At 62.7% G+C, this 20,963-nt stretch carries 23 protein-coding genes and 1 tRNA gene; 5 read left to right on the forward strand and 19 right to left on the reverse strand.

Annotated elements, in window-relative coordinates; all coding sequences use genetic code 11:
* Positions 1 to 56: 56 nt before the first annotated feature.
* Together IPK59_03490 and IPK59_03495 are read right to left on the reverse strand one after the other, a co-directional pair.
* Positions 57 to 515 carry a PAS domain-containing protein gene (locus IPK59_03490; GenBank protein ID MBK8157880.1) on the reverse strand — a complete coding sequence of 153 codons (459 nt, stop codon included), beginning with the start codon at positions 513 to 515 and terminating at the stop codon, positions 57 to 59.
* A gap of 128 nt (positions 516 to 643) precedes the next feature.
* A complete protein-coding gene (locus IPK59_03495) occupies positions 644 to 1,057 on the reverse strand; it encodes a hypothetical protein (GenBank protein ID MBK8157881.1) in 414 nt (137 codons plus the stop codon).
* An 89-nt stretch (positions 1,058 to 1,146) separates the two neighbouring features.
* Here IPK59_03495 and IPK59_03500 point away from each other — a divergent pair, with 89 nt between their 5' ends.
* Positions 1,147 to 1,449, forward strand: coding sequence for an FCD domain-containing protein (locus tag IPK59_03500; GenBank protein ID MBK8157882.1), 303 nt, complete (start codon positions 1,147 to 1,149; stop codon positions 1,447 to 1,449).
* A 23-nt stretch (positions 1,450 to 1,472) separates the two neighbouring features.
* On the opposite strand, the gene IPK59_03505 is transcribed toward IPK59_03500, so the two are convergent.
* The 10 genes from IPK59_03505 to IPK59_03550 form a co-directional block, all read right to left on the reverse strand.
* Complete coding sequence (locus IPK59_03505; GenBank protein ID MBK8157883.1) at positions 1,473 to 1,982, reverse strand: GNAT family N-acetyltransferase; 510 nt, start codon at positions 1,980 to 1,982, stop codon at positions 1,473 to 1,475.
* 5 nt (positions 1,983 to 1,987) lie between these two features.
* On the reverse strand, positions 1,988 to 2,965 hold the full coding sequence (locus tag IPK59_03510; protein ID MBK8157884.1) for a DUF1513 domain-containing protein: 978 nt from the start codon (positions 2,963 to 2,965) through the stop codon (positions 1,988 to 1,990).
* 73 nt (positions 2,966 to 3,038) lie between these two features.
* Positions 3,039 to 3,221 carry a hypothetical protein gene (locus tag IPK59_03515; protein ID MBK8157885.1) on the reverse strand — a complete coding sequence of 61 codons (183 nt, stop codon included), beginning with the start codon at positions 3,219 to 3,221 and terminating at the stop codon, positions 3,039 to 3,041.
* A complete protein-coding gene (locus tag IPK59_03520; protein MBK8157886.1) occupies positions 3,218 to 4,177 on the reverse strand; it encodes a hypothetical protein in 960 nt (319 codons plus the stop codon). The genes IPK59_03515 and IPK59_03520 overlap by 4 nt, the downstream gene beginning before the upstream one ends.
* 60 nt (positions 4,178 to 4,237) lie before the next feature.
* On the reverse strand, positions 4,238 to 5,602 hold the full coding sequence (locus IPK59_03525; protein ID MBK8157887.1) for a c-type cytochrome: 1,365 nt from the start codon (positions 5,600 to 5,602) through the stop codon (positions 4,238 to 4,240).
* On the reverse strand, positions 5,592 to 7,097 hold the full coding sequence (locus tag IPK59_03530; GenBank protein MBK8157888.1) for a multicopper oxidase family protein: 1,506 nt from the start codon (positions 7,095 to 7,097) through the stop codon (positions 5,592 to 5,594). The genes IPK59_03525 and IPK59_03530 overlap by 11 nt, the downstream gene beginning before the upstream one ends.
* A 66-nt stretch (positions 7,098 to 7,163) precedes the next feature.
* Positions 7,164 to 8,450, reverse strand: coding sequence for a peptidase (locus IPK59_03535; protein MBK8157889.1), 1,287 nt, complete (start codon positions 8,448 to 8,450; stop codon positions 7,164 to 7,166).
* A gap of 115 nt (positions 8,451 to 8,565) precedes the next feature.
* Positions 8,566 to 9,075 carry a hypothetical protein gene (locus IPK59_03540; protein MBK8157890.1) on the reverse strand — a complete coding sequence of 170 codons (510 nt, stop codon included), beginning with the start codon at positions 9,073 to 9,075 and terminating at the stop codon, positions 8,566 to 8,568.
* Positions 9,076 to 9,172: 97 nt separating this feature from the next.
* Positions 9,173 to 9,526 (reverse strand): hypothetical protein, encoded by a 354-nt coding sequence (locus tag IPK59_03545; protein MBK8157891.1) that lies wholly within the window; start codon positions 9,524 to 9,526, stop codon positions 9,173 to 9,175.
* Positions 9,445 to 10,104, reverse strand: a complete 660-nt coding sequence (locus tag IPK59_03550; protein ID MBK8157892.1) for a glyoxylate/hydroxypyruvate reductase A — start codon at positions 10,102 to 10,104, stop codon at positions 9,445 to 9,447. Before IPK59_03550 ends, IPK59_03545 begins: the two co-directional genes overlap by 82 nt.
* A gap of 132 nt (positions 10,105 to 10,236) precedes the next feature.
* On the opposite strand from IPK59_03550, the gene IPK59_03555 reads away from it, so the two are divergent.
* On the forward strand, positions 10,237 to 11,577 hold the full coding sequence (locus IPK59_03555) for an aspartate aminotransferase family protein (protein ID MBK8157893.1): 1,341 nt from the start codon (positions 10,237 to 10,239) through the stop codon (positions 11,575 to 11,577).
* A gap of 273 nt (positions 11,578 to 11,850) precedes the next feature.
* Here IPK59_03555 and IPK59_03560 read toward each other — a convergent pair whose 3' ends face one another.
* Positions 11,851 to 12,798: an AraC family transcriptional regulator gene (locus tag IPK59_03560; GenBank protein ID MBK8157894.1), complete on the reverse strand. Its 948-nt coding sequence runs from the start codon at positions 12,796 to 12,798 to the stop codon at positions 11,851 to 11,853.
* A 141-nt stretch (positions 12,799 to 12,939) separates the two neighbouring features.
* On the opposite strand from IPK59_03560, the gene IPK59_03565 reads away from it, so the two are divergent.
* From IPK59_03565 to IPK59_03575, 3 genes are all read left to right on the forward strand, one after another.
* On the forward strand, positions 12,940 to 13,782 hold the full coding sequence (locus tag IPK59_03565; protein MBK8157895.1) for an NAD(P)H-binding protein: 843 nt from the start codon (positions 12,940 to 12,942) through the stop codon (positions 13,780 to 13,782).
* Between the two features lie 50 nt (positions 13,783 to 13,832).
* Positions 13,833 to 14,378, forward strand: coding sequence for an N-acetyltransferase (locus IPK59_03570; GenBank protein MBK8157896.1), 546 nt, complete (start codon positions 13,833 to 13,835; stop codon positions 14,376 to 14,378).
* A gap of 248 nt (positions 14,379 to 14,626) precedes the next feature.
* The gene (locus tag IPK59_03575; protein MBK8157897.1) at positions 14,627 to 15,025 is read left to right on the forward strand and encodes a DsrE family protein; all 399 of its coding nucleotides are present in this window, start codon (positions 14,627 to 14,629) and stop codon (positions 15,023 to 15,025) included.
* Positions 15,026 to 15,361: 336 nt separating this feature from the next.
* Here the strand turns inward: IPK59_03575 and IPK59_03580 are convergent, their stop codons facing one another.
* The 6 genes from IPK59_03580 to lipA form a co-directional block, all read right to left on the reverse strand.
* Positions 15,362 to 15,889 (reverse strand): GNAT family N-acetyltransferase, encoded by a 528-nt coding sequence (locus IPK59_03580; protein ID MBK8157898.1) that lies wholly within the window; start codon positions 15,887 to 15,889, stop codon positions 15,362 to 15,364.
* A 312-nt stretch (positions 15,890 to 16,201) separates the two neighbouring features.
* A tRNA-Val gene (locus IPK59_03585) sits at positions 16,202 to 16,277 on the reverse strand.
* A gap of 54 nt (positions 16,278 to 16,331) precedes the next feature.
* Positions 16,332 to 16,604, reverse strand: coding sequence for an HU family DNA-binding protein (locus tag IPK59_03590; protein ID MBK8157899.1), 273 nt, complete (start codon positions 16,602 to 16,604; stop codon positions 16,332 to 16,334).
* Between the two features lie 158 nt (positions 16,605 to 16,762).
* Positions 16,763 to 19,174 (reverse strand): endopeptidase La, encoded by a 2,412-nt coding sequence (lon, locus tag IPK59_03595; GenBank protein MBK8157900.1) that lies wholly within the window; start codon positions 19,172 to 19,174, stop codon positions 16,763 to 16,765.
* A gap of 369 nt (positions 19,175 to 19,543) precedes the next feature.
* Positions 19,544 to 19,996 carry a type II toxin-antitoxin system RatA family toxin gene (locus IPK59_03600; GenBank protein ID MBK8157901.1) on the reverse strand — a complete coding sequence of 151 codons (453 nt, stop codon included), beginning with the start codon at positions 19,994 to 19,996 and terminating at the stop codon, positions 19,544 to 19,546.
* Positions 19,997 to 20,008: 12 nt separating this feature from the next.
* A complete protein-coding gene (gene lipA, locus IPK59_03605) occupies positions 20,009 to 20,962 on the reverse strand; it encodes a lipoyl synthase (protein MBK8157902.1) in 954 nt (317 codons plus the stop codon).
* Position 20,963 lies beyond the last annotated feature (1 nt).

Here is a 20,963-nt window from a genome sequence, read left to right on the forward strand (position 1 = left end):
CAGTGACCGGGGACACAATTTGGGCGTGATACGGCGCACAGTCCCGGCCGGGACGATCAGTCCCAATGCGGGGTCAGGGCCACCATCAGCATGTCGGCCCTGTCGCCCGAGCGCGACAGCGGCAGCATGGCCGCTTCATAGCGAATGAAACGGCCGGCATAGGGAATCTGCCGCTGGTAATAACCAGGCCGTCCCTCATCTATCGTGGTGCTGAAACTGGCATGGGCCATGGCGTAGTAGTCAGGCGGAAAACACTCGTCGAGATAGCGCCTCGTGCAATCGACGCCGAACAGCTCGACCTGTCTGGTGCCGTCCAGGCGGCACCAGAAGCGCCGTGGGTTTTCCACCACATCGAACAGGCTGAGATCGCCCAGGGCATAGGGCATCTCGGTTGGATCGATATCGGCGCGCAACGGCAACCGGCGTCCTCCCCGCTTGGCGTCCCAGAGAGCGACGACCCGCTTGAGCACCGGGTGCTCCGCCTTGGCGAGTATGCCAGCGACATGATCGTCCATCGTTTGATATCTACCCCCAATGATCGATCGTCAGTATGACCGCCTTTCGCAACCCAAATCCAGGAAGCAAAACACCGCAGGTCCAGACCGGGCTATATACAGCCTGGTATTGACAGGCCCCACCGGCGCTATAGACAGGACGTCACGCCTTCCATTTCCAGATAGGGCCGGCCGATTCCATGGCAAAATCCGAAACCAGCAGGCGAAAAGGCAGCAAGCCGGCGGGCAATAGCGGGAGCCATACCCCTGCCAATGCCAGCGTCCAGGCGCGCGCCAGCGTGTCCCCGGCCCAGATCTATGAGCAGCTCCGCCAGCGCATCGCCACCCGCACCCATCCGCCGGGGATGCGTCTCAGCGAATCCGACCTTGCCAACGAATTCGGCCTCAGCCGCACGCCGGTACGCCAGGCCCTGCAGCGCCTGGCCACCGACGGTCTGGTCAGCATCAAGAACGGTGTCGGCGTCACCGTGACCGACCTCGACCGCGCCGAGATCGACCAGGCCTACTATCTGCGCTGCCAGCTGGCCGCCATGATCGGCCATACATCACCGCGCCCGCCGTCACCGCAGGACATGGCCAATCTCAGGCGCTGCACGGCAGGGTCAAGGCGCTGCTCAACCGGCGCGGCGCCATGCCGCTCAACGAATTCTCCGAGCTGTGCGAGCGCTTCCATAACCTCGTCAACAATGTCATCGGCTCGCGCATGCTGCGCGACTTCATCGAGATCCTCTATCACCAGACCGATCGCTTCTGGTTCGGCTGGATGAGCGAGGCCGACATGCGCGCCGAGGTGACTCATTTCCTGCACGAGGTCGAGGAGACGCAGCGCGCCCTCGAGATCAACGATTTCGAAGCCGTGGGCTATATCCGCCGCAACCACATCACCATGATGCTGGCCCGCATGGCGGCCTTGCGCGACCAAGCGCAAGAATAGCTCCGAGCGGTACTCACCGGCCATCATCGCTTGATGGCGTAGAGGCTGCACGGCGTTCCGTCATGGACCATATCGCGTTCATGGCGCAGCCCGGCTTTGAGGGCCGTGCGCCGGGACGCCTCGTTCTGCGGATCGATCAAGGCAATGAGGCGCGTCAGACCCAACGTGCCGAAGCCATGGCGCACAAGCGCCGTGGCGATCTCGGCCCCCAGGCCCTGGCGCCAATGTGATTTCGCCAGCAGATAGGCGATCTCGATCTGGGTCTTTCCATCAATCTCCCAGGGGATCAGACCGGCGCGGCCGATGAAAGACTGGTTCCCTTTGTCGATTGCCGCCCACAGGCCCAGCGCCGGATGATCTGGATCGCCGCCACCAGTGAACCAGGCCAACTCTTCGGCCGTCTCGGCGCGGGTCAGCGTGCCTTCGGGGAAGTAGCGGCGAATATCGGGATCGGCGTAGAGTGCCGCAAGGGCGTCGAGATCACCCGGTTCGAGACGCCGCAGAATGACGCGGTCGGTTTCCAGGATCTGCATGGAAATCAGCCGGCGCGGGCAAACGATAGATGATTATCCCACTGCAGCGGATCGACGGGACGCGCTTCGGCGACCATCACGGCAGCCCCCGCCACGCGAACCAGCAACCGCCTGCCATGGCCGGAGGTGAGCAGAAATTCGCCGGCGGCCCCAACACCGGCAACGCCGCAGGTATCGGCAAGTTCGACCATGCCAAGATAGCTACCGTCATCGCCAGACCAGAACGCAGCGAGCCCACCGCGCGGTGCGGTCGCACAGATCACCGCGCCTGCACCGTCGACGGCCACGCTGCCGATATAACCCGCCATGCGCCGATGCACATCGCGCGGCAGGTCCAGGAACACCACCTGCCCCGCCGCGTCGATGATGCCCACCAGGGGGCGGAGGTCGGTGGCTGGGTCCTGGTCCTGGGCACCGAAGGCGATGCGCCCATCCCGGAGCCGCGCCAGATGACGCAGCGAGAGGGTTTCCAGTTCCTCATTCAGCACGGTCTTTTGCTGCAGTGCGCCGGTTGACGCCGCAAGGCGCACCAGACTGGAGTTGATGGGATCGGTTGCGTTGCGATCGACGATCCCGCCATTGCCGATGACGAGGTCGCGGCCATCCGCCGACCACAGCAATTCGTGGGGCTCGATGCCATGGGTAGAGAAGCTGTCACGCAAGGCGCCGCTCGCAACCTCATAAACGCCGATATGGCCGAGCTGCGCCCTGCCCTCGCTTTGCGTCGTGTAAAGCAGGCTGCCATCGGTCGAGAACACGCCATGGCCATCGAAGCTGCAGTTCGGCAAGGGACTGAGCCCGCGCAACAGGGCACCGCTCCCAAGCTCGCAGATCATCACCATCGGCCCCGGCTTGCGCCCGACGATGGCGCAAACATTCCTCGCCGGATCGGCGATGACGTCATGCGCGCGGTAGCCGAGGTCGCGTCGCCACATCTCGACACCGTCAGCCGCCAGGGCAACCGCTGCGAACGCGTTGTTCATGCCGCAAGCCGCGAGATGGATTGGGCTGCGCATAATGCCGGCCCTCTTTAACCAATCGTCATGGATAGATCGATCAAGAGCCGTCCCCATCCAGCTCATTGAAGCCCAGGGTGATCCCGGTCGCCGGCGGCACCTTCTGGCGCAGGATATCGCGCAAATGGTTGATCTTCACGATGAGATCCGTCGCATTCTTGCGCCGATCTTCATCGGAGATCTGCGGCGAACAACCTTCAATGATGACCCCTTCAAGCTTCAATTCATCCAGCAGCTGACAATGCTCGTTCGGTGCCTTCGCCCCGAATGAAACGCCTGGTGCGTCGAGAACATCGACGAAGGCCTTCTCAACCTCAGCGACGAGATCAGCATGATCGGGCCTGAGCAAGGTCGCGGATCCGCCCACTCCATGGAACGAGTTCTGCGCGGTCGCAAGGTTGAGGTTGATGTTCCGTCCCGATCTGGAAGATCGCCATTGCTCGGCGGCCTTCGGGTTCTGCGAGGCGATATCGGCACCCAGCGGCGCGCCGATTTTCTGCTCGGCCACGATCTGCAGCATGGTGAGGAGATTGGTATAGAACTGCGTCGTGGCCTCGACCGCGTTGGCGGCAAAAGGTGTGGCCGCCTTCGCCGGATCACCCACGACAGCCGTCCAGGCAGCTTCGCACTCTTCCGCAATCGCCAGGAGATTGGCGGTAATGGCACGTAAAATCGCGCACGACGCGCGGCCTTCGGGCCCAGGAAGAAGTCATCGACGGGATTGGCAGCCTTCTCGTCGCCGTAGAGCAGACGTTCGAGCGCCGGCAGGCCTTGAATGGCGACGCTGGCTTCGGCGAAGCGCTTGGGTTCAAGCTCCGCCGGATCGTTGCTGGCCACCAGCGCGGCCAGTTGCTTTGCAACCACGTTCCGCCGCTCCGGCCAATAAGCGAAACGCTCTGCCCGCTGACCTTCCGAGAGGGGGCCGAGACGGAACTGCTGCGCGCGCATCCACGCGTCGGAAACCGGGGCAAACCCTTTCCCCGCAATGTCGAGCTTGGCAGCCGACGGCGCTTTCTCCAGATCCGCCGCATCCTTGGCCCAAACGGCGCAGGCCTTGCGCAGACTGGTGAAGGCCGGCAGCACGATGTTCTTGGCGTAGCCGGCATTGAACGCGCCGAAATCCGGTGTCGCCGCGCGCGCCTGGCGCGCCAAGGCTGGCACCATGCTGGCCGCGATCATGGCGGCCAGTGTCTGGCGCCGCGTGATCTTGTCATTGGGTTTGTCGGTCATGTCACGCCTTCACAAACTGGACAAAAAGGAAATCAGCGCCTGCCGGTCGTCGGCCGAGAGCGCCGCCACATGGTCGCGGGCGGAGAGCGCTTCGCCCCCATGCCAAAGGATCGCTTCAAGGAGGTTGCGGGCGCGGCCATCATGCAGCAAGGAGGCGTTCCCCTCACCGCCAACCGCCCAGCGCAGGCCCCAGAGCGGCGCTGTGCGCCATTCGGCGCCTAAAGCCTTGCCCTCGATCACCTGCTCGGCAAGTCCGTCGCCCATGTCATGGAGCAGCAGGTCACTATAGGGTGCGATGTGCCGTGTCTTCGCTGCTCCCGCAGGCCAGACGATATCGTAGCTTGCCTTGTGACAAGCCACGCAGCCGGCCTCCGCGAACAGCGCGCGCCCCTTCGCAATCGTCTCGGCCGATGCTGTCGGCTCCGGACCATTGGGCAGGACGGATTCGCCAACATAGCGGTCGAGCACCTTCATCAGCGTGCTGGACACCTCAAGGTCCTCGAACTGCGACGAAGCCCCGCTAGGAGCCGCTCGGCAGATGGTCTGGCGCGCCGTGCATTCGCCATAGGCATCGGGGAAGAGTGGCGTGGAGAGCCCCATATCGGCCAGGAAGGCATGGGCGTTCTGCGCTTCCATGGTCGGCTGCACGGCCTTCCAGCCGAATCGGCCGAAGGTCCCCGCCTGCTCATCGATCCAGTTCACCCGGCCGGAGATTCCATTCGCGTCCTGGTCGTCAGGATCGGCAGCGGTCGTGATCAATTCGGCCGGAATGCTGTCGAGCGGCCCCATGCCATGGATGGCCGGTGCGAGGCGCAGGCCGGTCACGGTGTTGGCATCGAGCGGGCCATCGGCAAGACCTGCAAGCGTCACGACCGGACGACGCAGTTCCACCACGGTACCATCGCCGAGCTTTGTTTCGAGCAGCGCATAGTCAACCGAGAATGTGCCTTCGGCGGGGACACCGCGCGCAGCATCGGTCTGCAACTGGTTGCCATAGATCGGATCGGGCGCGCCACTTTCCTTGTGGCCGAGCCGCACCAGTAAGGAGGGGCCTAGCGAACCATCCTTGTTCAGCACGCTGCCGCGCGCACCGCCGGGATGACAGGCAACACAGGAGCGGGCGTTGAACATCGGCCCCAGCCCATCGGCAGCCTCGGTCGAGGATGGCGCCGACACCCAGATTCGCTCGAAGATCGACTGGCCGATGACGTTTTCCATCCGCGCCACTGCATCATCACTCAGCGCCGGGTCGCGGATGACTTGCACGGTGGGCGTGTGCTTGTGGGTATCCTCGGCCCCGGCGATGGTGCTGCCGACAACGACAACGAAGAGTGCCGGGATTGTGACAGCGAGAGCAAAGCGGTTACGCCACACGGAAGATCCCCATCATGCCGGTGTCCTGATGCTCAATGATATGGCAGTGAATCATCCAATCCCCCGGATTGTCCGCCACCAGCGCGATCTTCACCCGCTCCTTGGGTGCCACGAGGGTGGTGTCGGCGAAATGCGGCACGATATCGCCTTTGCTGGAGGATAGCACCTTGAACGTATGGCCGTGGAGATGGACCGGGTGGATATGCGGGGTCTGGTTGATCAATTCGACGACATAAGTGCGGCCGCGCCGGAAGGTCACCAGAGGCGGCGGCAGCACTTCGAGGGACTGGCTGGGCCAGGGCTGGCCGTTAAGCGCCCAGAAGGTATTGGGTGGCAGGCAGAGCGCATCGGCATAGCGCAGCACAGATCCGTCAGGCAGCACCAGGTCCGGCGGCAGATCGGCCGGCGTAGAGCTGGCGCTGAGGCGCAGTTGGAAGGTTTCCGCGCCCGCGAGAAGCGGTTCCGGAATTGCCGACGGCTTGAGTGGCGCCGGTACGAATTCCGGGCGCTGCAGGGCCGGGCCGACCGCCTCCAGCTCGGCCATCACGATCGGCTGGGCGGCGTAGTAGTTCACCAACTGGATCCGTGTGCCGGGCGTGGCCGGCGCGCGCAGGGAAAGATCGGCGCGCATCGCCGGTCCCATGCGCCAGCTCTTCAGCTTCAGCGGCGGCAGGGGATTGCCGTCGGTCGCGATCACCCAGGCCTCCGTGCCGGTGACACCCAGGTCGATCACCCGCGCCATGTCGAGATTGAGGAAGCGGATCCGGATATCGCCACCGGCCGGCACCTGGAAGACCGGATGCTCCTGGTCGTTGATGGTGCGGTGCTGGCCGAAGGTGCCGGCCTTGGCAGCGCCTTCCGGAGTGATCATCGGCGTGAATTTGCCGCCATCGTCGATGCGCCAGTCGCGATAGGCGCAGACCAGGTCATGATCATGGGGACGCGTCTCGTCGCCTTCCACCACCAGCACACCGGCAAGACCGCGGCCCAGTTGCTCGACAGTGTTGCAATGCGGGTGGAAGAAGAAGGTGCCTGTGTCCGGCGGCTGGAAGCGATAGGTGAAGCTCTCACCGGGCAGCACAGGGGGCTGCGTGAGATAGGGTACACCATCCATCGCCACCGGCAATCGGATGCCATGCCAGTGAATGGTGGTGTGTTCCTTGATCTGGTTGACGAGCCTCGCCTCCAGCCAATCGCCCTGCTTCAGGCGAATGACGGTGGGGCCGTCGCCATCGGCGTAATCGTAGATATCGTTGGGCGGGATCGGCGCAGGCTTCAGTTGGCGCTTGCGCGCCTTGGCCGTCAGCGTCACCGCTTTAGGCTGCACGCCGGCCGGCATCTCGGGGGCCACCGGATAGGTCTGGTTGGCGCCCTTGCCGCCCTCGGCCAACGAGCGTGCGGCAAAGTGTCCGACGCCGGCTCCAAGAACGACGCCGCCGAGCGACAGGATCGCTCGGCGGCGGTTGATGGGCAAATGACCCTGTTTTTTAGGCATATCCAGCAAGATCCATCCTGTGACCGCGCCGGGGCATGAGACGCCCCGCCGCGATCTCGTGGATCATTACTGACCCACGGCAGTGGGGTTGTCGAGGCTGTCCGACCCTTCGACCGTGATCTTGAGACCAAGTGCCGCAACGGCCGCCTCGACTGCGCGGGCCTGGCCGACCAGGCCGGTCACGACGTCGTCGACGATCTTGTTGCCGGCCGCATTGTCTGGGCCGATCATCTGGTCATAGGCTTGCCCGCCACTGTCGGCGGTGTCCTTCAGCACCTGCATCGCCTTGCTGGTATCGGCTAGAGCCGCCACGACCCGGTCATTGACCGCTGCATCCTTGGCCGCCACCAGATCCTTGACGCTGGCGCCGGTCACAACCGTACCGTCGAGGCGGGTATAGCTGCCATTGTAGATATCGACCATGCCGACCTGGTCGTAAAAGTGCGAGTTATGGGTATTGTCGCTGAAGCAGTCATGCTCCTCTTCCGGATCATGCAGCATCAGGCCGAGCTTGGTGCGCTCGCCGGCGAGTTCGCCGTAAGAGAGGCTGCCAAGGCCGGTGAGGATGCCGGCAATGCCTTCCTTCTTGTCGCCCGACAACAGACGCTGGCGGGCAGCGCCGCCTTCGGTCCAGATGGCATGCATCTGACCAAGATCATCGATCAACAATTCGGTCGCTGCCTTGAGGTAGGCGGCGCGGCGGTCGCAATTGCCATTGGTGCAGTTGGCGGTATCGAAATCCGTGGCCGGGCGGTTGCCGGCGCCCGGACCGGTGCCGTTGAGATCCTGGCCCCAGAGCAGGAACTCGATGGCGTGGTAGCCGATGGCGACATTGGCCTCGTTCTCGCCCACTTCCTGCAGCGACTGCAGCAGCTTCTTGTCGATGACCGTCGCATCAACCTTGTCGGCGCCGATCTGCAGTTCCTTATTGGCAACCACATTCAATGTGTAGAACGGGTTGCTGTCTGAGGTCGCGCCATAGGACGTGGCATCGACATAGTCGATGAGGCCTTCGTCGAGCGGCCATGCGTTGACCAAACCCTCGAGATCGTCGACTTCGGGATTGCCGAAACGGAACACTTCGGTGCGCATATAGCTCGGGCGGGCATCGATCCAGGCCTGGCGCGCGGCCTTGAGATTGGCGTCGGTCGGCTGTGCAATGAGCTTGTCGACCGCGCCCTGCAGGTTCTCGGCGGTTGAAATGGCATCGCCGAACATCGCTTCGGCGATATTGGCATAGTTCGTCAGGACAGCCGCTTCGTCCGGTGCCTTGGCGTTGGCACAACCGGCCGCGAACAGGCCGAGTCCGATCAAAATCGCCGAACCTGCAAACATCTTCTGCCGTGTGGTCATTAGCCCCTCTTGGATCTGAGAATGGAAATGCGACGCATGTGCAGGTTCCTAGCCCAACCCGAGATAGTTTGCAACTCATTCGCATTTACAGGGGTTGGCGCCGAGAGGCGCCGGATCAGGCGGCTTTGGCTTCCTTGGCCTGGATCGCCGTCATGCGTTCGATTTCCATCCAGGAACTACGAACCACGGAATCTGCCTCAGGACTGCTTTCCTTGCGCATATAGTCGCGCAGGCCGCGATGGAAGCTGCGGATGTATTTATCCACCTCCATCTTGTTGCGGCGCAGGAAATCGCGGCGGAACAGAATGCGCTTGATGAGGTCGAGGGACATGTCCTCGTCCTGGACGGAACTGACGATGGCAAAGGCAGCGCTCACCAGGGCGAATCGCTGTGCCGCCTCGTTCTGCATGTCATAGAGCGCATCGAGCGTGTGGGCCTCCTGCTTGGCCTCTTTCTCAGCAATCAGCAGGCTTTGTTCGGGGCTGCTCTGGGGAATATCACGCAGGCGCTCATTGTATTCGAACTCAAGCTCCATCACGGCGTGCTCTGCCCGCTTCACTTCTTCATAAGCGAGGTCGAGTTCCGCCTTGGCCTCTTCGATGAGATGGTGCCGTCTGATCGCCAATCGGGGCCGCTCCTATACGCCGGACAGACCCGGTCAATCGGGCCACCCGCAGCATGGCGCAAACCTTGTTAAGGTGAGGTTAAGCCCCTGAACAGGATCAATATCCTTTCGCGACGTCGACCTGATTGCGCAGCACTTCCCCGGCCATGGCGCGGTGGTAGTTCTCAAGGATGTCGCTGGCGCCCGTGCCCGCCCGCGTGATGGCCGCGACATGGGGGGTGAGCGTGATCTGCGGATGGCGCCAGAAAGGGTGCGCGGCCGGCAGCGGCTCCTCGCGGAAGACATCGAGGATGGCGCGTCCGAGGCGCCCGCTCGCCAAGGCCGACAGCAGATCGGCTTCATTGAGATGCGCGCCGCGGGCGACATTGATCAGGTGGCACCCTTGGCAAGGGGTGCGAACATCTTCGCATCCAGCAGGTTCTCGGTGTCCGGCGTCAAGGGCAGCAGGCAGATGAGGATGTCGAGTTGGTCGAGGAAATCAGGCAGCGCCTCAGCCCCGGCGAAGGTTCTGATTCCTGGTCCCGCTTCCTTGGGCGAGCGGCTCCAGCCGCGCATCTGACAGCCGAGCGCTGTGAGCTTGGCAGCGATATCGGACCCCAATGTGCCGAGGCCCAGCACGCCGACGCGGAATTCACGCGCCGGCCGCGCGATGATTTCCGCCCAAGTCACTGCCTTCTGCGCCGCGCGCAGTTCGGGTCCCTGACGAATGATGTCGAGCACCTGATAGACGACGAATTCGGTCATGCTGCCAGTCAGGCCCTGATCGACCATGCGCGCGATGGGCACGCCGGTGGGCAATCCCGGCGAGCGCAGCAGATGATTGACGCCGGCCCAGGTCGACTGGATTGCCTTGAGCCTGGGAAAGATCGATAGATCGCCCGGCGACCTGCCGCCGATGATGACGAAGTCGATCTCGGCGGGATCGCCCCAATCGGGCCAGAAGCGGAAAGTCAGGCTAGTGTCGAGCTGTGCCAGTGCCTCGGTCCATTGCGCAGCCTCCTCTGCTTCCGCCGCGTAGAGAATCGCCATCTGCTTCTAACCTCATGACTTCGCTTGACTCATGCTCATGCGCCTTGGCATGACCATGGGCATTAATGTTTTGCCGGCCATAGCAGCCAAACGGAGCATCGAATGTCAACCTCGGCCAAGCGCGACAAGGTGATGGATTGGGAGCCGGGGCAATTGCCGAAGGTCGATTACGGCCAGGGCTGCTACATCTTCGACACCGACGGCAAACGCTATCTGGATGGATCGGCAGGTCCTGCCGTCTTTGCGCTGGGTCATGCGCATCCGGAGGTGAACGAGGCCATCAAGGCGCAGCTTGACCGAATTTCCCATGGCTATCGCTATACCTTCACCAGCGATCCGCTGGAGGAATTGACGGCGATGGTGGCCGAGAGCTGCGGCGGTGGGCTCAAGAACATGACGTTTAATTCGAGCGGCTCGGAAGCCATTGAATCGGCGATCAAGATTGCCCTGCAATACCAGACCGCCATCGGCCAGAAGAGCCGCCGCCTGTTCATCAGCCGAGAGCGCTCGTGGCATGGCAACACGATGGGGGCGACCTCGATCTCGGGCTTTGCCGCAAGGCGCGCGGCGTTTGAAGGGGCCTTGATGCCCTCGCATCTGCTCTCGCCCGCCAATGTCTACCGCCCGCCGGCGGGCTATCTCGCGGCCAATGCCGGAAAACCGATCGATCCGGTGGCGGTCGGTGCCTATTGCGCGCAGGAGCTGGAGGACAAGATCCTGGAACTCGGGGCCGATAAGGTCGCGGCCTTTGTGTTCGAGCCGGTGGTGGGAGCGGCCGGTGGCTGCGTTCCTGCCCCGCCGGGCTATGCCAAGCTCATCCGCGCGATCTGCGACAGGCATGGCGTGCTGATGATCGCCGATGAAGTGATGTGCGGCGCCGGCCGCACCGGCACCTGGCGCGCGCTGGAGCATGATGGCGTCGAGCCGGATATCATGACTGTCGCCAAGGGGTTAGGCGCCGGCTACGTACCGATCGGGGGCACGATCTATCACGACCGCCTCAAGGGACCGATGTTCGCCAAGGATGGCGGGCTGCTCACGGGCCACACCTTCACCGGCCATACGCTGGCCTGCGCCGCGGCGGTTGCCGTGCAGAAAGTGATCAAGTGCGACCATCTGGTCGAGAAGGTGCGCGAGGATGGGAAGCATCTGGAAAGCCTCCTGCGTGCGGCCTTTGCCGATCATCCGAATGTGGGCGATGTGCGTGGCCGCGGCTTCTTCTGGGCGATCGAGATGGTCGAGGACCGGGCCGGCAAAACGCCGTTCGAACCCTCGCTCGCGGTCTATCAGAGGCTGCGGGATCGCTGCTTTGCCAATGGGTTGATCTGCTATCCGGTGGGTGGAAACGTCGATGGCAAGGCGGGCGATATCGCCATTATCTCGCCGCCCTATATCGCGTCGCGGGAGCAGTTGGGGACGGTCGTCGAGATCCTGAAGGCGAGCCTCGACCAGGTCATTGACGATATCGGCTGAGAGAAATCGCGGGTGATAACCCCTCTACCGAACTTTCCGCACACGATGATGGAAGGGTGGTTATCCTTTTTCCGTCTTCCACCTGTTATAGTGGCATTGTCGCGGTGATTGATCGGTTCGGGTTCAACCACCGCCTGCGTTTTCTACAGACCATCTCGACCCCCTTAAGCGACTTAAGCCGGCATCGCCCCCGATGCCGGCTTTTCCTTTTTGAGGCCAAGTTCCAGTCAGTTTCCCGGGGATATTGTCGAGTTTTCCGGGGATATTTGCAGGTTAGCGCGCCGTGTTTCGCCGCACTGCGCCGGGCGAGCTGCCCATCACCCGCTTGAAGGTCCGGCTGAAGGCTGCATCCGATTCATACCCCAGCCGTCCGGCGACGGCACCGACCGACGCCCCCTCCTCCCGCAGCCACATGACGGCCGTCTGCATGCGCCAGCGCGCGACATAGTGCATGACCGGTTCCCCGACCAGTTCGGTAAAGCGCGCGGCAAAGGCCGAGCGCGACATGCCGACGCCGGCGGCCAGGGTTGCGACCGTCCAGTCGGGCCGGGGGTCGCGGTGGATGGCTGCGATGGCCTGGCCGATCTGCCTGTCGCGCAGCGCCCCAAGCCAACCCGTGCGCGCGCCGGGATCGCGGGCGATCCAGGTGCGGATCGCCTGGATGACGAGGATATCGGCAAGGCGCGTGATGATCGTCTCGCCGCCAGCCCGCAGCTCGCGCGCCTCCGCGGCGATGAAGCGCAGGGTGCTCTCGATCCAATCCATCTCCGGCGAAGTCCAGGCACCGACATGGATCACCTTGGGCAGCAGTGGGAGCAATTGCTGCGCCGCCGGATGTTCGAGGCGCACGGCGCCGCAGATGATCGTGGTTGGCGCGCCGCCGCCGCCATGGCGGATGATTTCATAGCGATCGGCGCTGAAGTCGCGCGGCAGGTCGAACAGTTTTGCCGGCGCAACACCCTCGCCGCTCGACATCAGATGCCCGGCACCATGGGGCACGAGGGCGAAGCTGCCCGGGCGCAGGATGAGCGGCGGCGCGTCAGCCACAAGAACGCGGCATTCGCCCTGGGTGACGATATGGAACATGAGAAAGTCATCCATCGCCGGCAGGTCGACAGCCCAAGGCGCGCTCACTTCGCAGCGCGCATAGAAAGCCCCGCTGATGCGCAGGAAGTGCAGCGCTTCGCCGATTGGATCGTTGATGGGCGGCAGGTCCGACATGTGGCAACTCTGCCGAAATCATGACAGGACGTCCAGCCGCCTGGACGAATGAGCATAAAACGCGGACGTGCCGACATTGTTGCGCCTCGCCTCCCGGAATATTTCAAAGGCATCAGCAATCGACAATGGAGGGACAGAGTCATGAAAGAGAAAGACACATTGGTGATCGGGGCCAACGGCAAGACCGGACGGCGCGTGGTCGAGCGGTTGCGGATAATGCAGGTGCCGATCCGCCTCGGCTCCCGGTCCGGGATGCCACCCTTCGATTGGACGGTGCCTGCCACATGGGCCACCGCGATACGAGACGTGCGCGCTGTCTACATCACCTATTTTCCGGATCTCGCCGCCCCCGGCGCCTCGACGACGATCGCCGCCTTCGCGGCAGTGGCCATGAAGGCCGGCGTACAGCGTCTGGTGCTACTCTCCGGCCGCGGCGAAGCAGAGGCGCAACATTGCGAGGAGATCGTCCAGGCATCGGGGCTGGAGACGACCATCCTGCGTGCCAGTTGGTTCGCGCAGAATTTCAGCGAGAACTATCTGCTGGAGTCGATCCTCGCCGGCGAGGTCGTCCTGCCGGTGGGCGCCGTCGGCGAGCCCTTCGTCGATGCCGACGACATTGCCGATGTGGCGGTGGCGGCCCTCACCGAGGACCGGCATGTCGGCCAGCTTTATGAGCTGACGGGTCCCCGCTTGTGGACCTTCGCCGAAGCCGTGGCGGAGATTGCGCGCGCGACTGGGCGCGAAATCAGCTACCTGCAAATCCCGATCGCGGATTACGCCGAAGCCTTGCGGGCAGCACAGCTGGAGCCCGGCATCGTCGACCTCATCACCTATCTCTTCACCGAGGTGCTGGATGGCCGCAACGCCTCGACCACGGACGGCGTCCAAAGCGCGCTCGGCCGGCGGCCGCGCGATTTTTCGGATTATGTGCGCGCCACAGCCGAGACCGGCATCTGGCAGGGGAAACAGCGCGCGGCACAGTAAGACGCCGACATGGCAAGATGGCTGCCCCCGCTGCTAGAATGGCGGCAGCCATGGAGAGCCCGACAGAGACGCCCACCATCCGACCAGCCCGTGCGACCGACGCGGCCGGCATTGCCCGCGTCCATGTCGAGACCTGGCAGGACGCCTATGCCGGGCTGCTGCCGGACAGGCACCTGCTGCGGCTCAACGCCCAGACCCATGCGCTGGCCTGGACCCGCAATCTCAGCCATGCCGAGGGACCGCGCCATGCGATGGTCGCGGTGGTCAGCGATGATATGGGCGGGGAGGATGTGGTGGGCTTCGTCAATTTCGGACTCGCGCGCGAAAGCCGGCCCAGGGATGAGGGCGAGGTCTTCATGCTCTATGTCGCCACCGATTGGCGCGAACAGGGCATCGGCCGTGCCCTCATAGACGCCGCCTTCGCGGCCTTGAAGGCGCGCGGCTGCAAGGCGGTCAGCATCTGGTGTCTCGCCGACAATGTGGCGGCCATCGGCTTCTACCAGCATCTGGGCGGCACGCGCATGCCTGAGAGCCGGGAGGAGAATGTCGGCGGCGCGATGTTTCCGGTCGTGGGATTCCTCTGGCCGTTGGGTTGAGGGGCGACGACCCCGGGAATCGAGCACCTCAATGCAGCTGCCTCACACCGAGGATCAAGCGGCAGCGTGACCGTTACGCCCCAAAGAAAGCACGATTGAGATGGCTTTGATTGATCGAAATCAAGGCGGGTGGTGCATGCCCTGGTCGAGAATGCTCTCGCTTGGCCAGCCGTCCGGCTGGTCGACCTATCGTTGGGACTCTTGAGGAAAGGCGAAACATGTTTTTCAAAAGACTGGCTCTGCTCGTCATGCTTGCCCTTGGCGTTGCTACCTTGTTGCCGATGTCGAGTGCGCTGGCGGGCTCCACCGACCCGCTGTTCATCAATCTGACCACAGATGACCAGCACCGAGTCGACATGGCGCTCAGTTTCGGCGGGAATCAATTGAAACGCGGCCATCCGCTGACGGTGTTCCTGAACGATCATGCAGTGCTGGTTGCCGCCAAGTCCAACAATGGCAAATTTGAAGGGCAGCAAGGAGCCATCCAGCAACTCCTCGCCAATGGCGCCGTCATTCTTGTTTGCCCCATGTGCATGAAGCACTATGGCGTCAGCGAAAGCGACCTGGTGCCCGGCGTGCTGGTCGGCAATCCGGAGCGGACGGGTGGTCTCCTGTTTCAGGACAATGCCAAGACGCTGTCCTGGTAAATTCTTCCGTCACGGCAGTGGCGGGGCGCAATCGATCTCCATGATCCAGTCGATCCGCTCAGGAGCGGTGGCGTGCGTGTCGGGGTGGTGCGTTTCATTTCTTGACGGAAACGCGCTCCCACGAAGTCGCCCCTTCAGGGCAAGGCTTCGGATGCGGGTCATTTTCTCATTTGTCATCCCCGGACTTGGTCCGGGGATCTGGTTTGACTGGGCTCTGTTCCTCAGTTGCGGGCTGATCCCCGGGTCAAGCCCGGGGATGACGACTAAAAATGTCACAAGCGACAACTCTGCCTGAAGGTAGGAGGAGGACGCGATTCCACCGGGGCACGAAACGTTCTAGTTGCCGCTCCATCCCGTGCGCGGCAACTCGTACCAGACTTCGCCGTGCTCGCTGCCTGGCATGGAATCGGCCGAGGCAACTGTGCGCGCGTGAGCCATGCCGATCTTTTCCATTACGCGGCGCGAGGCGTGGTTCACCGCCATCGTGGTCGCCACGATCTTGTCATAGCCAGCGCTTCTGAAGCCCCAGTCGATGAGCGCCGATGCTCCTTCCACGGCCAACCCCTGACCCCAGTCCATTCGGCGCAGGCGATAGCCGAGTTCGGCCAATGTGTCGCTCTCCGGCCACAAGCAGAACCAGCCCACGAAGGCGCCGTTGCCGGTACGACGCGCCGTCCAAACATAAGGCTCTGTGCCTCGGGGCATGAGGAAGGTCGCGTCCGGATCGACCTGTTCATGGTCGACGGCGTGACCGCCATTGAGATAGCGCATGACCTCCGGATCAAGTTCAAGATCGATGAAGTCGGCGCGGTCGTTCGGAGAGCAAGGGCTGAGCGTCAGATGCATCGTCTGCAGAACGGTCATTTACGGTCATCCATCCTTACCTTGGCAATGATCGATGATGGTAGATGGTGGGCAATGCACTCACAAGGGTCGCTGCGCTTGCCGGAGTTGGGCGAGGTGTGGGCATGGGCGATGATCTTGAGGGAAAGAGACTGAGCGCGGCCCCCCACCCCTCCCTCCCCCCTGAAGGTGGGAGGAGCACGCGATTTGAACTAAGCGGGAAACGCTCCAGATCTCATGGCTTGCCGAGACGTAGCTCGCCGGGGCTAAAGTCCGCCTTCGCCCTTTGGGCTCCGGCGCGACAGCCTTCACTCCGCTTACGCGAGCGAAGGCTGGTGGGCGATGACGGACTCGAACCGCCGACATTCTCGGTGTAAACGAGACGCTCTACCAACTGAGCTAATCGCCCCCAGGCCGCAGGCTCAGTTGATGAGCCTGCGCCGGTTGATCGTTACCCGGTACCTTAATTGATCGCGTCCTTCAGGCCCTTGCCGGCCTTGAACTTCGGCTGCTTGGACGCGGGGATCTGAATCTCTTCGCCCGTGCGCGGGTTGCGGCCGACGCTGGCCTCGCGCTTGGCGACGTGGAAGTTGCCGAAACCGACGAGACGCACTTCCTGCTCCGACTTCAGCGAGCGGGTGATGGCCTCGAACACGGAATCAACCGCCTTGGCGGCATCGGCTTTGGAGAGGCCGGTATCCTGGGACACTTCGGCAATGAGATCGTTTTTATTCACGGAAAACCCCTTTTTGTTTTTGGAACGCGGAAACCTGCTCGCCCATCCCCTGCCAAGAAGGCGGGCGGATAATAGGGCGGTGTTTACGCAAAAATCAATCGCGGCACCACGGGTTTTTCCCGCAATGCCGCGATTTAATTGAGACAAATCAGCCCAGGTCAGTGGGTAACGATGCCACCAACCTCGTCTTCGCCGTCCTTTTTGACGGTGTGGTCGACTTCAGGCGGTTCGACCCATTCGATCGGCACCAGAGGATTGACCAGCGCGTTCTTCAACACCTCGTCAACCACCTGCACCGGAATGATCTGCATGCCTTTTTTCACATTCTCGGGGATGTCGGCAAGATCCTTTTCATTCTCGCTGGGAATGAGCACCGTCTTGATGCCGGCACGCAACGCCGCCAGCAGCTTTTCCTTCAAGCCGCCGATCGGCAGCACGCGACCGCGCAAGGTCACTTCGCCGGTCATCGCCACGTCGCGGCGCACCGGATTGCCGGTGAGCACGGAGACGATGGTGGTGACCATGGCGATACCCGCCGACGGGCCGTCCTTGGGCGTCGCCCCTTCGGGCACGTGGACGTGAATGTCCTTGCGGTTGAACAGCGTCGGCTTGATGCCGAATTCAACCGCGCGGGACTTCACGAAGGATTCGGCGGCCTGCACCGATTCCTTCATCACGTCGCCGAGCTTGCCGGTGGCGATGACGCGGCCCTTGCCGGGCACTGTCACAGCCTCGATGGTCAGGATCTCGCCGCCGACTTCCGTCCAGGCGAGACCGGTGGTGACGCCGACCATGTCGGTGAGCTCGGCTTCGCCGTAGCGGAACTTGCGCACACCCGCATATTTGCCGAGGTTGCGGCGGTTGATCGTCACCTTCTTGAGATTCTTCATCAGAATCTCTTTGATCGACTTGCGCGCGAGATTGGCGATCTCACGCTCGAGGCTGCGGACGCCGGCTTCGCGCGTGTAATAGCGCACGAGGTCGCGGATGGCATCTTCCGACAGCACCCATTCGCCCTTCTTCAGGCCGTGGTCCTTGATCTGCTTGGGCAGCAAGTGGCGCATGGCAATCTCGACCTTCTCATCCTCGGTGTAGCCGGGGATGCGGATGATCTCCATACGGTCGAGCAAAGGCTGCGCCATGCGCAGGCTGTTGGCCGTCGTGATGAACATGACATCCGAGAGATCGTAATCGACCTCCAGGTAATGGTCGTTGAAGTTCACGTTCTGCTCAGGGTCGAGGACCTCGAGCAATGCCGATGAGGGATCTCCCCGGTAATCAGAGCCGAGCTTGTCGATCTCATCCAGCAGGAACAGCGGATTTGACGACTTCGCCTTCTTCATCGCCTGGATGACCTTGCCCGGCATCGAGCCGATATAGGTGCGACGGTGACCGCGGATTTCCGCTTCGTCCCGCACGCCGCCGAGGCTGATGCGCGAGAAAGTGCGGCCCGTGGCGCGCGCGATCGATTTGCCGAGCGAGGTCTTGCCGACGCCGGGAGGACCGACGAGGCACAGGATCGGCCCCTTGATCTTCTTCTGGCGCTGCTGGACGGCCAAGTATTCAAGGATGCGCTCCTTGACCTTCTCGAGGCCGTAATGGTCTTCGTTGAGGACCTTCTCGGCGAGCTTGACGTCGCGCTTCACCTTGGTCGGCTTGTTCCATGGAATGGACAGCAGCCAATCGAGGTAGTTGCGCACGACGGTGGCTTCCGCCGACATCGGGCTCATGGTACGAAGCTTCTTCACTTCGGCCAGGGCCTTTTCCATCGCCTCTTTCGAGAACTTGGTCTTCTTGATGCGGTCTTCGATTTCGGCCACTTCGTCGCGGCCTTCCTCGCCCTCGCCGAGCTCCTTCTGAATGGCCTTCATCTGCTCATTCAAATAGTACTCGCGCTGGGTCTTCTCCATCTGGCGCTTCACACGGCTGCGGATGCGCTTCTCGACCTGGAGCACGCCGATCTCGCCTTCCATGAAGGCATAAACCTTCTCCAGGCGCTCGGCGACCGTGCCGCATTCCAGGATTTCCTGCTTCTCGGGGATCTTGAGCGCGAGATGCGAGGCCACCGTGTCGGCAAGCTTCGCCGGGTCTTCGATCTGGTTGATCGAGACCAGCACTTCCGGCGGGATCTTCTTGTTGAGCTTGATGTACTGCTCGAACTGGGAGACGACCGAGCGCGCGAGCGCCTCGATCTCCTTGCCCTCGATCGGGCCGTCGACGATCACCGCGGCCTCGGCCACGAAGAAGGAGTCATTGTCGACGAATTTGGTGATGCGGGCGCGCTGGCCGCCTTCGACCAGCACCTTCACGGTGCCGTCGGGCAGCTTCAGCAATTGGAGCACCGTGCCGACCGTGCCCACTTCATAGATGTCGCCGGCGCCGGGATCGTCTTGCGCTGCGTTCTTCTGCGTCGCGAGCAGGATCTGCTTGTCGTCCTTCATGACGTCTTCGAGGGCGCGCACGGATTTCTCGCGGCCAACGAAGAGCGGCACGATCATGTGGGGAAACACCACGATGTCGCGCAACGGCAGGACGGGGTAATTCTGGGTCTTCACTGGGGTGTCAGACATGATCGATTCTTGCGCCTTTCTCGATAAGCGACAGAGTATCCCTGGGACCTACGACCCGCAACCGGCGCTGCCGTTAGCCTCACTCGTTCGAGCACGTGACGTAAGCGGCGCACCGTGCTGCGAACTCTCGGGAAAATACTGCCCTTCGGTTAACAATTTGGGCAACCGTTAACGCGCATTCAAGTGCCATTGTCGCGATGCGGCAGCCCGTTGAAAACATGGCGCTATTTCTACGCAATAATCGGGCCTGCGGCGCTGGCCCTGCGCGACTCCGTCGCAGGCATGCGGTTAAGCGATTGCAAATATCCTTTAAGAACAAGGGGGAATGTCGCCGGGCTGGGCTGTGACCTCAGCGCGGATTCGGGCAGATTACCGCTGGCCAGGGCCATAAAGCTCGCGCGCGCGGCTCTCGAATGCCGCCACCATGCGCTTTACTGCCTCATGAAACAGCACGCCGATCAATTTCTGCAGCATGATGTTCTTGAACTCGAATTCGAGATAGAAGCCGATCCGGCACTGGCCGTCGCCGGTATCTGCGAAGGTCCAGTGATTCTTGAGGTAGCGGAACGGGCCGTCGACGAACTCGACATCGATGCGCATCTCCGGCCGGTTGAGCCAGACCTTGCTGGTGAATTTCTCGCGCACCATTTTGAAGCCGATCATGAGATCGGCCAGGATCATGTCGTCGCGCTGTTCGCGGATGCGGGCGCCGGTGCACCAGGGCAGGAATTCGGGATATTTGCCGACATCGGCCACCAGATCGAAGATCTGGTCCGGGCGATAGGGGAACAGCCGTTCCTCGGTATGAACGCGGGCGGTCATGTCAGGTCTTTATCAGCTCGCCGCGGCCAGCTGTGCTTCACGCGCGGCGCGCAATCGCTGGAAATCGTCGCCGGCATGGTGCGAGGAGCGCGTGAGTGGCGAGGAGGCTACCAACAGGAATCCCTTCCCCTGCCCCATCCGCTGCATCTGCCGGAATTCATCGGGTGTGACAAAGCGGTCGACATGGTGATGCTTGCGTGTGGGCTGCAGATACTGGCCGATGGTCATGAAATCGACCTCGGCCGCGCGGAGATCGTCCATCACCTGGCCAACCTCCTCCAGCGTTTCGCCAAGTCCCACCATGATGCCGGACTTGGTGAAGAGCGAGGGGTTGATCTCCTTGGCGCGGTTCAAGAGCCGCAGCGAGTTGTAATAGCGGGCGCCGGGACGCACCTGGCGATAGAGACGCGGCACGGTTTCGAGATTGTGATTGAAGACGTCGGGGGCCGCGTTGGCGACGATCTCGATCGAGCGCGGCTTCTTGAGGAAATCCGGCGTCAGCACCTCGATCGTGGTCGTGGGCGTGAGGTCGCGGATGCGCCGGATGGTTTCGGCAAAGTGGGCAGCACCACCATCCTCGAGATCGTCACGGTCGACGGAGGTGATGACGATGTGCTTGAGCCCCAAAGCCGCGCAGGCTTCGGCAACATGGGCCGGCTCATGGGGATCGAGCTTGTCGGGGCGCCCGGTCGCCACATTGCAGAAGGCGCAGGCGCGGGTGCAGACCGAGCCCAGGATCATCACCGTCGCATGCTTCTGCGACCAGCATTCGCCGATATTGGGGCAGGCCGCTTCCTCGCACACGGTGTTGAGGCCGAGCTTGCGCATAAGCGCGCGGGTGTTGTTGTACTCTTCGCCACCCGGGGCCCGGACGCGGATCCAGTCCGGCTTGCGCAGGATGGGCGTGTCCGGACGCTTGGCTTTCTCCGGGTGGCGAAGGATGGGCGTGGTCTCGGTCAAATCAATC

It is taken from the genome of Rhodospirillaceae bacterium (genome assembly GCA_016712715.1).
Lineage (GTDB): Bacteria > Pseudomonadota > Alphaproteobacteria > Dongiales > Dongiaceae > Dongia.